The organism is Buttiauxella selenatireducens, assembly GCF_031432975.1.
Taxonomy (GTDB): domain Bacteria; phylum Pseudomonadota; class Gammaproteobacteria; order Enterobacterales; family Enterobacteriaceae; genus Buttiauxella; species Buttiauxella selenatireducens.
Genome location: NZ_CP133838.1, coordinates 4,331,889 through 4,347,727, shown reverse-complemented (window position 1 = coordinate 4,347,727; position 15,839 = coordinate 4,331,889). Strand labels below are relative to the sequence as shown.

At 51.5% G+C, this 15,839-nt stretch carries 11 protein-coding genes; 6 read left to right on the top strand and 5 right to left on the bottom strand.

Going from position 1 to position 15,839, the window contains the following annotated elements:
* The first annotated feature begins 3 nt into the window (after window positions 1–3).
* Complete coding sequence (aceF, locus tag RHD99_RS19945; RefSeq protein WP_309876108.1) at window positions 4–1,881, top strand: pyruvate dehydrogenase complex dihydrolipoyllysine-residue acetyltransferase; 1,878 nt, start codon at window positions 4–6, stop codon at window positions 1,879–1,881.
* Between the two features lie 201 nt (window positions 1,882–2,082).
* Window positions 2,083–3,507, top strand: a complete 1,425-nt coding sequence (lpdA, locus tag RHD99_RS19940; RefSeq protein WP_183272863.1) for a dihydrolipoyl dehydrogenase — start codon at window positions 2,083–2,085, stop codon at window positions 3,505–3,507.
* Window positions 3,508–3,556: 49 nt separating this feature from the next.
* Here lpdA and RHD99_RS19935 read toward each other — a convergent pair whose 3' ends face one another.
* Both RHD99_RS19935 and RHD99_RS19930 read right to left on the bottom strand, forming a co-directional pair.
* Window positions 3,557–4,405, bottom strand: coding sequence for a DUF2950 domain-containing protein (locus tag RHD99_RS19935; RefSeq protein ID WP_309876106.1), 849 nt, complete (start codon window positions 4,403–4,405; stop codon window positions 3,557–3,559).
* 11 nt (window positions 4,406–4,416) lie between these two features.
* Window positions 4,417–6,027 carry a DUF3300 domain-containing protein gene (locus RHD99_RS19930; RefSeq protein WP_309876104.1) on the bottom strand — a complete coding sequence of 537 codons (1,611 nt, stop codon included), beginning with the start codon at window positions 6,025–6,027 and terminating at the stop codon, window positions 4,417–4,419.
* A gap of 404 nt (window positions 6,028–6,431) precedes the next feature.
* Between RHD99_RS19930 and acnB the strand changes: the two genes are divergently transcribed.
* Window positions 6,432–9,029: a bifunctional aconitate hydratase 2/2-methylisocitrate dehydratase gene (gene acnB / locus RHD99_RS19925; protein WP_309876101.1), complete on the top strand. Its 2,598-nt coding sequence runs from the start codon at window positions 6,432–6,434 to the stop codon at window positions 9,027–9,029.
* Between the two features lie 254 nt (window positions 9,030–9,283).
* The gene (gene yacL / locus RHD99_RS19920; protein ID WP_270140561.1) at window positions 9,284–9,649 is read left to right on the top strand and encodes a protein YacL; all 366 of its coding nucleotides are present in this window, start codon (window positions 9,284–9,286) and stop codon (window positions 9,647–9,649) included.
* 62 nt (window positions 9,650–9,711) lie between these two features.
* Here yacL and RHD99_RS19915 read toward each other — a convergent pair whose 3' ends face one another.
* Window positions 9,712–10,059, bottom strand: a complete 348-nt coding sequence (locus tag RHD99_RS19915; RefSeq protein ID WP_064539870.1) for a YacC family pilotin-like protein — start codon at window positions 10,057–10,059, stop codon at window positions 9,712–9,714.
* Window positions 10,060–10,215: 156 nt separating this feature from the next.
* Between RHD99_RS19915 and cueO the strand changes: the two genes are divergently transcribed.
* Window positions 10,216–11,799, top strand: coding sequence for a multicopper oxidase CueO (gene cueO, locus RHD99_RS19910; RefSeq protein WP_309876097.1), 1,584 nt, complete (start codon window positions 10,216–10,218; stop codon window positions 11,797–11,799).
* A gap of 145 nt (window positions 11,800–11,944) precedes the next feature.
* Here the strand turns inward: cueO and RHD99_RS19905 are convergent, their stop codons facing one another.
* The gene (locus tag RHD99_RS19905) at window positions 11,945–14,359 is read right to left on the bottom strand and encodes a glucose/quinate/shikimate family membrane-bound PQQ-dependent dehydrogenase (RefSeq protein ID WP_374708444.1); all 2,415 of its coding nucleotides are present in this window, start codon (window positions 14,357–14,359) and stop codon (window positions 11,945–11,947) included.
* A 160-nt stretch (window positions 14,360–14,519) separates the two neighbouring features.
* Here RHD99_RS19905 and hpt point away from each other — a divergent pair, with 160 nt between their 5' ends.
* Window positions 14,520–15,056, top strand: a complete 537-nt coding sequence (gene hpt / locus RHD99_RS19900; protein ID WP_183272800.1) for a hypoxanthine phosphoribosyltransferase — start codon at window positions 14,520–14,522, stop codon at window positions 15,054–15,056.
* Window positions 15,057–15,121: 65 nt separating this feature from the next.
* On the opposite strand, the gene can is transcribed toward hpt, so the two are convergent.
* On the bottom strand, window positions 15,122–15,802 hold the full coding sequence (can, locus tag RHD99_RS19895; RefSeq protein WP_034493430.1) for a carbonate dehydratase: 681 nt from the start codon (window positions 15,800–15,802) through the stop codon (window positions 15,122–15,124).
* Window positions 15,803–15,839 lie beyond the last annotated feature (37 nt).

Genomic DNA, 15,839 nt, shown 5'->3' with positions numbered 1-15,839 from the left:
AAAATGGCTATCGAAATCAACGTACCGGACATTGGTGCAGACGAAGTTGAAGTCACCGAAATCATGGTGAAAGTGGGCGATAAGGTTGAAGTTGACCAGTCCATCATCTCCGTGGAAGGTGATAAGGCTTCAATGGAAGTTCCTTCTCCGCAAGCAGGTGTGGTCAAAGAGATCAAAGTTGCGGTAGGTGACAAAGTTGAAACCGGCAAACTGGTTATGATTTTCGAATCCGCCGAAGGTGCCGCGCAAGCGGCTCCTGTTCAGGCAGAAGAGAAGAAAGAAGCAGCGCCAGCGGCCGCTCCTGTGGCTGCCGCGGCCAAAGAAGTGAACGTACCAGACATCGGTGGTGACGAAGTTGAAGTGACCGAGATCATGGTTAAAGTGGGCGACACCGTTGCCGCTGAACAATCCCTGATCACTGTAGAAGGCGATAAAGCTTCTATGGAAGTCCCGGCTCCGTTCGCGGGTGTGGTTAAAGAAATCAAAATCAATACTGGTGACAAAGTGTCTACCGGTTCCCTGATTATGGTCTTCGAAGTGGCGGGTGCTGTACCGGCTGCCGCTCCGGCACAAGCCTCGGCTCCAGTTGCACCAGCGGCATCAGCTGCTAAAGAAGTTAATGTTCCAGACATCGGCGGTGACGAAGTTGAAGTGACTGAAGTGATGGTTAAAGTGGGCGATAAAGTGGCCGCTGAACAATCACTGATCACCGTAGAAGGCGACAAAGCTTCTATGGAAGTCCCGGCTCCGTTCGCGGGTGTGGTTAAAGAAATCAAAATCAAAGCGGGCGACAAAGTGTCTACCGGTTCTCTGATTATGGTCTTTGAAGTGGAAGGCGCTGCACCAGCTCCTGCCGCTAAGCAAGAAGCAGCAGCTCCGGCTCCTGCGGCTGCAGCACAAAAACCAGCGGCAGCGCAAGCGCAGGCTTCCGGTAAAACTGAATTCGCTGAAAACGATGCTTACGTTCACGCAACTCCATTGATTCGCCGCCTGGCGCGTGAATTCGGTGTGAACCTGGCGAAAGTGAAAGGGACTGGCCATAAAGGTCGTATCCTGCGCGAAGACGTTCAGGCTTACGTGAAAGACGCGGTTAAGCGTGCTGAATCTGCACCTGCTGCTGCAACCGGCGGCGGTCTGCCTGGTATGCTGCCATGGCCGAAAGTGGACTTCAGCAAGTTTGGTGAAATCGAAGAAGTTGAATTGGGCCGCATTCAGAAAATCTCTGGTGCTAACCTGAGCCGTAACTGGGTGATGATCCCGCACGTTACGCACTTCGACAAAACCGATATCACTGAGCTGGAAGCGTTCCGTAAACAGCAGAACGTAGAAGCTGAGAAGAAGAAACTGGGCGTTAAAATCACGCCAGTGGTCTTCATCATGAAGGCTGTTGCTGCCGCGCTTGAGCAAATGCCACGCTTCAACAGTTCTCTGTCCGAAGATGGTCAGAAGCTGACGCTGAAAAAATACATCAACATCGGTGTTGCGGTTGATACGCCAAACGGTCTGGTTGTTCCTGTCTTCAAAGACGTGAACAAGAAAGGCATCGTTGAGCTGTCTCACGAACTGATGGCTATCTCCAAGAAAGCTCGCGATGGCAAGCTGACTGCTGGCGAAATGCAGGGCGGTTGCTTCACTATCTCAAGCCTGGGTGGTATCGGGACGACTCACTTCGCGCCAATCGTTAACGCGCCAGAAGTGGCAATCCTGGGTGTCTCCAAGTCTTCTATGGAGCCAGTCTGGAATGGTAAAGAGTTCACGCCGCGTCTGATGATGCCAATGTCTCTTTCCTTCGACCACCGCGTGATTGACGGTGCTGATGGTGCGCGCTTTATCACCATCATCAACAACATGCTGGCCGACATTCGCCGCCTGGTGATGTAAGTCAAAAAGCCGGCCAATCGGTCGGCTTTTTTCTGGTAATCTCATGATGCTGTTTGAGATTATCAGGTGCCAAATACAAATCGTTTGCCGTTTGTTGTTTCAAATTTGTTAACAATTTTGTAAACTGCGGGCGGATAGAACGTCCCGGTGGCAATGGGCGTTAAAGACCAGGGACCGCCGGAAATAAATTAAGAGGTCATGATGAGTACTGAAATCAAAACTCAGGTCGTCGTACTTGGGGCAGGCCCGGCAGGTTACTCTGCTGCATTCCGTTGCGCTGATTTAGGTCTGGAGACCGTCATTGTAGAGCGTTACAGCACCCTTGGTGGTGTTTGTCTGAACGTTGGCTGTATCCCTTCTAAAGCCCTGCTGCATGTTGCTAAAGTTATCGAAGAAGCGAAAGCTTTGGCTGAGCATGGCATTGTTTTCGGCGAGCCGAAAACTGACATCGACAAAATCCGTACCTGGAAAGAAAAGGTTATCAACCAGTTGACTGGTGGCCTGGCGGGTATGGCGAAAGGTCGTAAAGTTAAAGTGGTGAACGGCCTGGGTAAATTTACCGGTGCTAACACCTTAGTTGTTGAAGGCGAAAATGGTCCAACGACCATCACCTTTGATAACGCCATTATCGCGGCGGGTTCCCGTCCGATCGAACTTCCATTCATTCCGCATGAAGATCCACGCGTATGGGATTCTACCGACGCACTGGAACTGAAAACCGTGCCGAAACGCCTGCTGGTCATGGGTGGCGGTATCATCGGTCTGGAAATGGGTACCGTGTACCATGCGCTGGGTTCAGATATTGACGTGGTTGAAATGTTTGACCAGGTTATCCCGGCTGCCGACAAAGACGTGGTGAAAGTATTCACCAAACGTATCAGCAAGCAATTCAACCTGATGCTGGAAACCAAAGTGACTGCGGTTGAAGCCAAAGAAGATGGCATCTACGTCACTATGGAAGGCAAAAAAGCCCCAGCTGAACCACAGCGTTACGATGCGGTTCTGGTTGCAATCGGCCGTGTACCTAACGGTAAACTGCTGGATGCAGGCGCTGCTGGCGTTGAAGTTGATGACCGTGGCTTCATCCGTACCGATAAGCAAATGCGCACTAACGTGCCGCACATCTATGCAATCGGCGACATCGTGGGCCAGCCAATGCTTGCGCACAAAGGTGTTCACGAAGGTCACGTTGCCGCTGAAGTTATCGCTGGCATGAAGCACTACTTCGACCCGAAAGTGATTCCTTCAATCGCTTATACCGAACCAGAAGTTGCATGGGTGGGTCTGACCGAGAAAGAAGCGAAAGAAAAAGGCATCAGCTACGAAACCGCCACCTTCCCGTGGGCTGCTTCTGGCCGTGCTATCGCTTCAGATTGCGCAGACGGTATGACCAAACTGATTTTCGACAAAGAAACTCACCGTGTTATCGGTGGTGCGATTGTCGGTACTAACGGCGGTGAGCTGTTGGGCGAAATCGGTCTGGCTATCGAAATGGGTTGTGACGCAGAAGATATCGCGCTCACTATCCACGCGCACCCGACTCTGCACGAGTCAGTAGGTCTGGCTGCCGAGATCTTCGAAGGTAGCATCACCGACCTGCCAAACCCGAAAGCGAAAAAGAAGTAATCGCTTGATGGTAATAAAAAAAGCGGCTTAGGCCGCTTTTTTTATTGGATTATTGCTGCTCTTCTTCCCAGCTTTTATCTGGGTTGAAATGTTTTATCTCATTCACTTTTTCAGCCGTTTGTTCGCCTAAATCCTTCTGATAAACCGCCCCCTGGTTATCTACCATAAAGGTAGTGACGCCCGTTTCTCCATACTCGACAGGCCAGGCAATTAACGCAAAGCCGTCTACCATTTTCCCGTCTGAAATATAGTTTTTCTCACCACCCGGTGCGTCTTGGCCTTGAGCTGTAAGAATACGGAAGTGATAACCGTGATATCCCATGCCTGGTTGCGCAGGGCTGAAGCCTGGACCGAGCGGGCTGGGTGCTTCGCCCGGAGTGACTGGCCAGTACAAACCGTCTTTCTTACCTTCGCTACTGACAAATTTTTGTGCGTATTGCTGATCGAGCTGATAGTAATCTTGCTGAGCCGCCACATAGGCATCTATCGCCTGAATGGCAGAAAGTTCGTTAAGACCAATGGTGCGCGTGAGAATTTCATCCGCAGCCTTCTGCATATCGAAGTGCCAGCCCGCATCCGTTTTCACTATCGGGATAGGTAATTGCCAGTTTTCTTGCCCAACATTCAGATGCGCCGTTTCCCCTTTCTGCTCGATTTTATGACTCACTTTCCAGTCACGAATAAAACGCGCTACCGCTTCAGGATCGGCTTTGTCATCAGGAAGATAATGTCGCCAGTTATCGCCAAGTACCTTGGTCAGTGCGGCTTCATCCTGGTTAATAACGGCTTTCGCAAATGTGGTGGCTGCCAGTTCAGGTGTGGTGAACAATTGCTGTGCCTGCACAAAGGCAGGCAGCATAAGCATGACTAATGCACTTAACTTCATACGATTTTTCATGATGCCTCCTTTTAACGACGATTAAATTCACGACCCTGAGAGCCACGTTCTCTGCCACCACCGCGCTGTTCACGGTTTACCGATGAGCGATTAAGACTTTGTTGCCCACGCTGGTTTTGTGCCTGCCAGGAAGGGGAACGGCTGTCGTTACCGCTTAACGCTGATCTGGACTGTTGTGGAGCGCGTTGCTGACGCTGCGCCACATTGGTGCTGGCCCGATTCTGTTGTTCACGCGTCTGTGTTCTGGCCGCTTCCTGACGACGTTGGGTCTGCTGATTCGTTGAACGGTTGGCCTGCGTCTTCGCGGCGTTGCGGCGAGCATCCGTGTTAGGTGTGTCGTAACCCCGATAATTATTGCGCTGAGCAATTTTGTTCACTTGTTGGGAAGATGCCTTACGCTGAGCATCGCGGGAAGAGAGCTGTGGTGCTGAGCCTCCCGTTTTCCGCTGAGTTTGCTGCATCTGGGTCTTGGCCGCTTGTCGCTGAGCATCACGGTTGACTGATGCGGCGTTTGGCGTTGCGCTAAGCCCTGCGGCAGCATTCGTCCGGTTATAACGTTCAGAAACAGCATTGGACTGATAGCCAACCCCATCCCTGTAGGCAGGGTTATGCTGGAAGCGCATATTGTTACTATTGGCCAGATGTTGCCCGGAAACGCGGTTGTAACGGTCAACGTCAATATTGATGTTGTTGTCTCCATTGCGGTTATATCCGCCGCCATTGTAATTATCATGGTGGTGGTAATCGTCATCATCCCAGTCGATGCTGCCAAATAAAGCCGCCGTGGTGACTATGCCGAGGCCAAATCCCAGCCCATCAACAAAGTTGTCACCGAATTGATCTTCTGGAGGGGGAAGATAAACGGGTGGATAAGCCGTGTTTGGCCAGGTGCCGTACACAGTCGATGGATTGTAAGTCGGGACATAAACGACCTGCGGGTCAGTCGGTTCGATTTTTATGACCGTCGGAGCCGGGGCTGCGCTGGTGCCCGATGACTCTTTAACCGTTGTGTTCTGGTTTACTGTTACCGGGGCGGTGGTCACCGTTTGCTGCGGTGTCGTTTTCAGGGCACCGGTTTGTTCCGCCAGCAAACGCAATTTCTGCACGGAATCCATTACATCTTTAGGTTGTGCAAGGAAGGCATCACCCAGATTCTGCACCCACTGCGGGTTTTCCCCCATCAGCGCCGTTAATTGCGGGAAAGCGACCAGGGATTTCACACTCGGATCCCAGGGCTGATTAGAGACAGCCTGAACGGCGGCATCACCCTCGAGTTTAGGGTTGTCATGAGACCATTGCACTGCCTGAACCACGTTCGTCGGGTAGGTCGCCGCCATGAGCACTTGCGATAAAAGTGGGTCAGGGAATAGCGCAACAGGCGCAACCCATTGGTCGATTTGGGCAGACGTAAAGGTGGGAGCATTTGTGAGTGGTGCAGTCGTCCCTGCTACGGGTGTCGCGGGTGCGGCGGCAGGGGCAGGCGCTGCAGGTTGTGCGACAGGTTCAGGTACAGACGATGCTGCCTCTGTTGACTGGCTTTTCACTATTAGCATGCCTGACGCCGCTAAAATGACAGCACTCCCAACGAGGGCAAGAATATGAGGCTTGAATGGCAACTTCATTTAACGTCTCCTGGTATTCAGAAGTAGGGAGCTGTGCCGGGAAGCGGCAAATCGTGGCGAGTATAGAGAGCTGATAGTTTAATTTTTGTCTTAAACAGGGATTCTTGCCGTGAAAATAAGACAAAACCGTGAAATATTATTTCCGCCTATACAAATCCTGTACAAAACCTGGCATCCCAATGCGGTTTTTTTGTGCCAGAAGCTCATATCGAAAAGTAATATTTTGTCCTTAACGATTCAGCAAGTATTTAATGTTGCTTTTTTGTAAACGGATTAACACCCCCTGAAAATCCTGCTATGCTGCCCGTCGCGGAACCGGGCATTGACCCTACAAACTGCTGTCTCACAGGAGCGTGAAGAGAATAGCCGGAACCGAAATGACAATGAGAGCGAGGAGAACCGTCGTGCTAGAAGAATACCGTAAGCACGTAGCCGAACGTGCTGCAGATGGGATTGTTCCAAAACCTTTAGAAGCATCCCAAATGGCCGCACTGGTCGAGCTGCTGAAAACCCCGCCAGCGGGTGAAGAAGAATTCCTTTTAGATCTTATTACCAATCGTGTTCCGCCAGGCGTTGATGAAGCCGCCTACGTTAAAGCCGGTTTCCTGGCTGCCATCTCCAAAGGTGAAGCCACTTCCCCGTTAATCTCCCCTGAGAAAGCTGTAGAACTGCTTGGCACCATGCAAGGTGGCTACAACATTCACCCGTTGATTGACGCGCTGGATAACGAAAAATTGGCAGCGATTGCAGCCAAAGCGTTGTCCCACACGTTGCTGATGTTTGATAACTTCTACGATGTAGAAGAGAAAGCAAAAGCCGGTAATCCCCACGCACAACAAGTGCTGAAAGCCTGGGCCGATGCCGAGTGGTTCCTGTCTCGCCCTAAACTGGCTGAGAAAATCACCGTTACCGTATTTAAAGTGACGGGTGAAACGAACACCGATGACCTGTCTCCTGCACCTGATGCCTGGTCACGCCCGGATATCCCTCTGCACGCGCTGGCGATGCTGAAAAACGCCCGTGAAGGTATTGTGCCGGATCAACCTGGCAGCGTTGGCCCGATCAAACAGATCGAAGCATTAAATAAGAAAGGTTTCCCACTGGCGTATGTGGGCGACGTTGTTGGTACCGGTTCTTCGCGTAAATCTGCGACCAACTCTGTGCTGTGGTTTATGGGCGACGATATCCCGAACGTGCCGAACAAGCGCGGCGGTGGTGTGGTGCTCGGCGGCAAAATCGCGCCAATCTTCTTTAACACCATGGAAGATGCCGGTGCACTGCCAATCGAAGTTGACGTAAACAATCTGAACATGGGCGATGTTATCGACATCTACCCGTACAAAGGTGAAGTACGTAACCACGAAACTAACGAAGTCATCGCGAATTTCGAGCTGAAAACCGATGTGCTGCTGGACGAAGTGCGTGCTGGTGGTCGTATTCCGTTGATCATCGGTCGCGGTCTGACAACCAAAGCGCGCGAAGCGCTGAACTTGCCACGTAGCGAAGTGTTTGTGCAGGCGAAAGATGTTGCGCAAAGTACTCGTGGTTTCTCGCTGGCACAGAAAATGGTTGGTCGTGCGTGTGGCGTTGAAGGTATCCGCCCGAATCAGTATTGCGAACCAAAAATGACCTCAGTCGGTTCTCAAGACACCACCGGTCCAATGACCCGTGATGAACTGAAAGACCTGGCGTGCCTGGGCTTCTCTGCTGATTTGGTGATGCAGTCCTTCTGCCATACTGCCGCTTATCCTAAGCCGGTGGATGTGAATACTCACCACACGCTGCCTGACTTCATCATGAACCGTGGCGGTGTGTCGCTGCGTCCGGGTGATGGTGTTATCCACTCCTGGCTAAACCGTATGCTGCTGCCTGATACCGTGGGTACCGGCGGTGACTCCCATACTCGTTTCCCAATTGGTATTTCCTTCCCTGCGGGTTCTGGTTTGGTGGCGTTTGCTGCGGCAACCGGCGTGATGCCACTGGATATGCCTGAGTCAGTACTGGTGCGCTTCAAAGGCAAAATGCAGCCTGGGATCACCCTGCGTGATTTGGTTCATGCGATCCCGCTGTATGCCATTAAGCAAGGCCTGCTGACCGTTGAGAAGAAAGGTAAGAAAAACATCTTCTCTGGTCGCATCCTGGAAATCGAAGGTCTGCCAACGCTTAAAGTTGAGCAGGCATTTGAACTGACCGATGCTTCCGCTGAGCGTTCAGCTGCTGGCTGTACCATCAAGCTTGATCGCGAACCGATCGAAGAGTATCTGAGCTCTAACATCGTGCTGCTGAAGTGGATGATCGCAGAAGGTTACGGCGATCGTCGTACGCTTGAGCGCCGTATCCAGGGCATGGAAAAATGGCTGGCCGATCCTCAGTTGATGGAAGCGGATGCCGATGCAGAATACGCAGAGATCATTGAAATCGATCTGAACGATATCAAAGAGCCTATTCTGTGTGCGCCAAACGATCCGGACGATGCACGTCTGCTGTCTGATGTTCAGGGCGAGAAAATTGATGAAGTGTTTATCGGTTCTTGCATGACCAACATCGGCCACTTCCGTGCGGCAGGTAAACTGCTCGATAGCCACAAAGGCCAGTTGCCGACTCGCCTGTGGGTTGCTCCGCCAACGCGTATGGATGCCGCTCAGTTGACTGAGGAAGGCTACTACAGCGTGTTTGGTAAGAGCGGGGCGCGTATCGAAATTCCGGGCTGTTCACTGTGTATGGGTAACCAGGCGCGCGTGGCAGATGGCTCGACCGTGGTTTCAACGTCGACGCGTAACTTCCCTAACCGTTTGGGTACTGGTGCTAACGTCTTCCTGGCTTCCGCAGAACTGGCCGCAGTGGCTTCACTGCTGGGCAAACTGCCAACGCCTGACGAATACCAGACCTTTATGGCGCAAGTTGATAAGACGGCTGTAGATACCTACCGTTATCTGAACTTTGACAAACTTTCTCAGTACACCGAGAAAGCAGACGGTGTGATTTTCCAGACCGCGGTGTAAATCGTTTACCCCTCACCCTAACCCTCTCCCTCAGGGAGAGGGGACTGTCCGGTTTTCTCCCTCTCCCGTGGGAGAGGGGACTCTCCGCTTTTCTCCCTCTCCCCGTGGGAGAGGGGCGGGGTGAGGGCATCAGACCACTCAATTTTATTTCCCTATCCTGTACTTACATCCTGTTTTTCGCCGGTTTTGCTGCGATAATTACCTTATACGCTAAGGGGTACTGTATTTCCCCAGGCCGGGTAGAGGAAAACACCATGGAATATGAATTTTTGCGCGATGTCACCGGGTTGGTGAAAGTGCGTATGTCGATGGGTCACGAAGTGGTGGGTCATTGGTTTAATGAAGAAGTAAAAGATAATCTCGCCCTGCTCGATGAAGTTGAAGAGGCAGCAAACTCAGTAAAAGGTAGTGAACGCCAGTGGCAACGTACTGGGCACGAATACACGTTGTGGCTCGATGAAGAAGAGGTGATTATCCGTGCCAATCAGCTGGAAATAACCGGTGATGAAATGGAAGACGGGATGAATTACTACGACGAAGAGAGCTTGTCATTCTGCGGCGTTGAGGACTTTATGCAAGTGGTTAACGCCTACCGGGAATTTATTGCGCAAAATCGCTAAGCCCGTTTGATGCAGTGTCCCAAAAGTTTATTGAGTGACTTTTGGGACGACATATTTTTTGGTTATTTCACGTAGGCGAGCAAGCTGAGCGAGTCCCGGGCTAGCGATTTACATTTGTTCGCTGTTGGGATGGCAATGCCACTAAGATCGCGATAGCTGTCTTCACCCAATGCTTTCATGTTGAAGGTATCGTAATTGCTCAAATCCCACTGGTTTTGTTGTGCAAAAAACACCAGTGCGCGACGAATTTGTCCGTTAGGCAGATTTTGGTAGCCGCAATCATTTTTCAGGAACACAAAAACCGCAGTAAGATCGGCCATATCTTCTGCTTCAGACTCGCTAAGTGCCTGACTGCTGGTAGAAAAAGCCAGCAACAATCCCAGCATTAATGCCCTAACACCCATCTTCATCACATCTACCACTTTTTATCAGATACGAAACGTTAGCACAGTTGAGCAAGACGCGACGAGAATTATTCACAGCTCTATTCTCTGGGTAAAACTTGACCTTCCCCTTGGGTAAAGGTTTATGCTCAACAGCACGCCTGCTAAAGAAAGGAATTGAATATGCATCGCCGTGATTTTCTAAAATATTCTGCTGCTATTGGTGCGTTTAGCGCTCTGCCGCTCTGGAGTAAAGCGGCACTGGCGGCCGACAGACCCGCATTGCCGATCCCCGGAATTCTCTCCCCTGATGCAAAGAATAGCATCCGTTTAACCGTACAAGGCGGCAAAAGCACATTCAATGGAAAAACGGCCACCACCTGGGGTTATAACGGCAATTTGCTTGGGCCTGCGTTACAACTTAGTCAGGGTGAAGAAGTCACCGTTGAGATAAATAACACCCTCGCGGAAGAGACGACGCTTCACTGGCATGGTTTAGAAATCCCCGGCGATGTCGACGGCGGTCCACAAGGTGTCATTGCCGCAGGTGGCAAACGCACCGTGAAATTTACACCGCAGCAACGCGCGGCAACATGCTGGTTCCACCCGCATCAGCATGGAAAAACGGGTCATCAGGTCGCGATGGGCCTTGCGGGGCTGGTATTGATTGAGGATAGCGAAAGCCGTGCGCTGCGCTTACCGAAGCAGTGGGGCATCGATGATGTGCCGCTGATTATCCAGGACAAGCGTTTCAGTGCCGATGGGCAAATTGATTATCAACTGGATCTGATGAGTGCGGCTGTTGGTTGGTTTGGCGACACGCTGCTGTGTAACGGAGCGGTGTACCCACAACATGCTAACCCGCGTGGCTGGCTGCGTTTACGTTTGCTCAATGGCTGTAACGCTCGTTCATTAAATATTGCCGCCAGCGATAACCGACCGTTGTACGTGATTGCCAGTGATGGTGGCCTGCTCGCGGAACCGGTCAAAGTCACCGAACTCTCCATGTTAATGGGGGAGCGCTTCGAAGTGCTGGTAGATACTCGTGACGGCAAAGCGTTTGATATCGTCACGCTGCCGGTTAAACAAATGGGTATGACGGTCGCGCCTTTTGACCAGCCAGTGCCTGTCGTGCGCATCCAACCGCTGATTATCGCCGCTTCTGCCGAACTGCCCGATAAACTGGCTATCGTCCCGGCGATACCCAATCATGAAGGGGTTACCGAACGCTGGTTGCAACTGATGATGGATCCGATGCTGGATATGATGGGAATGCAGGCGCTGATGGATAAATACGGCCCTCAGGCGATGGGCGGCATGGGGATGTCCGGGCATGGCAATATGGGCGGCATGGGGAATATGGACCATGGAAAGATGAATCACGGCGGCATGAATCACGGCAAACAGGGCGCTGGTTTCGATTTCCATAATGCCAATAAGATTAACGGCAAAGCGTTTGATATGAATACGCCAGCTTTCGCTGCCGAAAAGGGCAAATACGAGAAATGGACGATTTCCGGCGAAGGCGACATGATGTTGCATCCCTTCCATATTCATGGAACGCAATTCCGTATCCTCAGTGAAAATGGTCAACCGGTAGCGGCCCATCGTCAGGGCTGGAAAGATACCGTGCGTGTGGAAGGCGCGCGTAGCGAAGTGTTAGTGCGTTTTGATCATGTCGCTTCAAAGGAGCATGCGTATATGGCGCACTGCCATCTGCTCGAACATGAAGATACCGGCATGATGCTCGGATTTACGGTGGCGTAAAATGGCCCTCACCCCGGCCCTCTCCCACGAGGAGAGGGAGAAAACCGGCTCTGACAAGAGAGGGAGAAAACCGTGCTCTGACAGGGTAGGGAGAAAACCGAACAGTTCCCTCTCCCGTTGGGAGAGGGTTAGGGGGAGGGGAAAACTACTTAGCGTCGTCCGGCAAAGCATAAGCAACAATATAGTCGCCCATCTTGGTTCCGAAGGAGCCGTGGCCACCCGCAGAAATCACGACGTACTGTTTGCCATTCACTTCATAGGTCATCGGCGTTGCTTGTCCACCAGCTGGCAGACGCGCTTCCCACAGTTTGTCACCGTTGCTCATGTTATAAGCGCGCAAATAGTTATCTGCGGTTGCACCAATAAACAGCACGTTCCCTGCGGTCGAAATTGGGCCGCCCAGCATTGGCATCCCCATTTTAAACGGCAGTGGAAGAGGTGAACTGTCACGCACCGTACCGATACGTTTTTTCCACACCACTTCATTGGTTTTCAAATCGACCGCAGAGATGTAGCCCCACGCCGGTTGCTTACACGGTAAGCCGAACGGAGAGAGGAACGGGTTCAGCGTCACGCCATATGGCACGCCGTACTGTGGCTGAATGCCAGATTCAGAACCGCTACCTTTAGCATCTTTCGGTGGTTCCATTGGGTTGCCAGGGCCGCGTGGCATCAGCTTAGAAACAAACGGCAGGGCCATTGGGTTGGCGATCGCCACCTGACGGTTCGGGTCAACTGAAATTCCACCCCACTCGAACATCCCCAGGTTGCCCGGGAACACCAGCGTGCCTTGCTCAGACGGCGGTGTGAAAATGCCTTCATAACGCAAGTTGTGGAAGATAATACGGCAGACCATCTGGTCATACAGCGTCGCCCCCCACATATCCGCGCCGCTGAGATCTTTCTTCGGACGGAAGCTGAGGTCAGAGAACGGTTGGGTTGGCGTAACGTAGTCACCTTTCGCTGCACCCTGCGGAACGGGTTTTTCCGGAGCCGGAACGACCAGTTTGCCGTCACGACGGTCCAGCACAAAGATGTTGCCGGTTTTCGCAGGTGCGTAGATAACCGGGATCAGGTTGCCGTTCTTGTCGCTAATATCGGCAAGTGTTGGCTGCGATGGCATGTCCATATCCCACAGGTCGTGGTGAACCGTTTGATAAGACCATGCCAGTTTCCCGGTCGTTGCGTTCAAAGCGACAATGCTGCTGGCATAGCGCTCTTGTTCTGGAGTGCGATTACCGCCCCAAATATCTGGCGTGGTGACCCCCATCGGCAGGTAGACCAAATCAAGCTTTGCATCATAGGCGGCTGGCGCCCAGGAGTTCGGCGAGTTAAGGGTGAAATGATGTTCGTCGCCTGGAATGGTATTCGGATCTTTTGCACCCGGGTCGAATGCCCACAGCAGTTTGCCGCTGTTCACATCAAAGCCACGGATAACACCAGACGGCTCGCGAGTAGAGAAGTTATCTGTCACTGCACCCGCAATCACAATCACTTTATCGGTGATAATTGGCGGTGAAGTGGGTTCATACATGCCTGGTGTTGTCACCGGCATATTGGTTTGCAGATTCAGAATACCTTTGTTAGCAAAGCTTTCGCACAGCTGACCGTTATCGGCATTGATGGCAAACAGACGCCCGTCATTCACCGGAAGGATGATTCGACGTGGGCAGTCTGAAACGACATCCGGACTTGCGTTATCCGCAGTCGCTTCGTGGTAAGAAACCCCACGGCAAGTCACGTGCTGGAACGAAGGGTTGGTATCCAGTCGCGGATCGAATTTCCACTTCTGTTTACCGGTTGCCGCATCCAGCGCAAACAGTTGCTGGTGAGCGGTACACAGGTAAAGCGTGTCGCGGATTTTAATCGGAGTAACTTCGTTGGTGATTTCACCCGGATCGGTTGGGCGCTTCACGTCACCCGTCTGGAAGGTCCACGCCTCTTTAAGCTGAGCGACGTTTTTATCGTTAATCTGCTTTAAAGGAGAGTAGCGCTGTCCTTCCTGATTGCGACCATATGCAGGCCAATCGGCATCAGGAATGGTGGAGCTTGCTGTCGTTGCCAGTTCATCGCTTTTCAGCGTGCCGTTGATTTCTTGCGGATCGTTAAATACCGCCCAGGCCAGTCCAATCACGGTAATCACCAGTACTGCCCCAAGTGCGGGAGCGGCACCTGTAGCCGGTTGAATCAGATGACGATAAACAAACGGTAGCAGTAACCAAACGCCGAAGAAGAAAAGTACGTCTAAACGCGGTGTTAATGCCCAGAAATCGAAACCGACTTCCCAGACTGACCACACTGCGGTGCAAAGCAGTAATGCGGCATAGAGCCACAGCGCCAATGCTTTACGTTGCCAAAGTAAACCTGCGGTGACTAGCATCACCACCCCTGCAATTGGGTAGTACCAGGAACCCCCAATTGCCACTAACCATATCCCACCAATAAGTAAATACAGCCCGGTCAGTACTGCAAACAGGGCTGTTAAGGTTGCGATGACTCGCGAACCAGAGTTATTTGTTTTCACAATTATCACGCTCTTAAAAATTTGATAGCAATTCATTATAGTTATTAACAAGTGTGATATTCATCACATAAATGGCTTTTTTACTGATAGCGGATGAGAATGTGTTTTGCTGTTATACTGCTGGCCTGAATATTTTGTATTGGTTTAAAATTAACCGATATCGAATGATTTATTTTTAAATCATATGGTTATAACTATGAAACATACTGTTGAAGTGATGATCCCCGAAGCGGAGATCAAAGCCCGTATCGCTGAGTTGGGTCGTGAGATCACTGAACATTATCGTGATAGCGGTAGTGATATGGTGCTGGTTGGTCTGTTGCGTGGCTCATTTATGTTCATGGCGGACCTGTGCCGTGAAGTCCACGTGCCACACGAAGTCGATTTTATGACGGCATCGAGTTATGGCAGCGGCATGTCCACCACCCGCGATGTGAAAATCCTGAAAGATCTCGATGAAGATATTCGCGGTAAAGACGTGCTGATCGTCGAAGATATTATCGATTCCGGTAATACGCTGAGCAAAGTGCGCGAAATTCTGAGCCTGCGTGAGCCAAAGTCACTGGCAATTTGTACGCTGCTGGATAAACCGGAGCGTCGTGAAGTGGACGTGAACGTTGAGTGGGTGGGTTTCGCCATTCCTGACGAATTCGTGGTGGGTTATGGTATTGACTACGCTCAGCGTTATCGCCATCTGCCATACGTCGGTAAAGTGGTTCTGCTGGACGAGTAACGTGTCGAAAAGCGCGAAGTTTTGACGTTAAAAAAGGGCCTTTAAGGCCCTTTTTGCTATCTGTGTTACTGAGAAGGTGTTCTATTCTTGTGGCTGATATGAGAATTCTGAAGATTTGAAATCCCGCTACGGTAGCCCTGCTCCAGCGATTCGCGGCTGGTGGCAGTCACTTCCAAATCGCGCAGGCGACCATCGTGAATACCGTAAGCCCAACCGTGTACGGTGACTTTTTGTCCACGTTTCCACGCGGACTGCATAATGGTGGAATGGCCGAGGTTATAAACCTGCTCCATTACGTTCAGTTCGCAAAGCGTATCCAGACGCTGCTCCGGTGGGAGTTCTCCCAGTAGGGAGCTATGCTTGAACCAGATATCGCGGATGTGCAACAGCCAGTTGTTAATCAGCCCTAAATCTGGGTTCTCAACCGCCGCTTGTACACCACCGCATCCGTAGTGACCGCAGATGATAATGTGTTCAACTTCAAGAACATCTACTGCGTACTGAACAACAGAAAGGCAATTCAAATCCGTATGAATGACCAGGTTTGCCACATTACGGTGAACAAACAACTCGCCAGGCTCAAGGCCCGTCAGACGCTCGGCAGGTACGCGGCTATCGGAACAGCCAATCCACAAGAAGCGAGGTTTTTGGGCTTGAGACAAACGTTCAAAAAAACCCGGATCTTCGTCCTCCATCAGTTTTGACCAGACCTGGTTATTGCTGATGAGGGTATCAATGTCTTTCATGGAAGTTAACAACCTGTAACAGGAGAAGTGCGTTGAG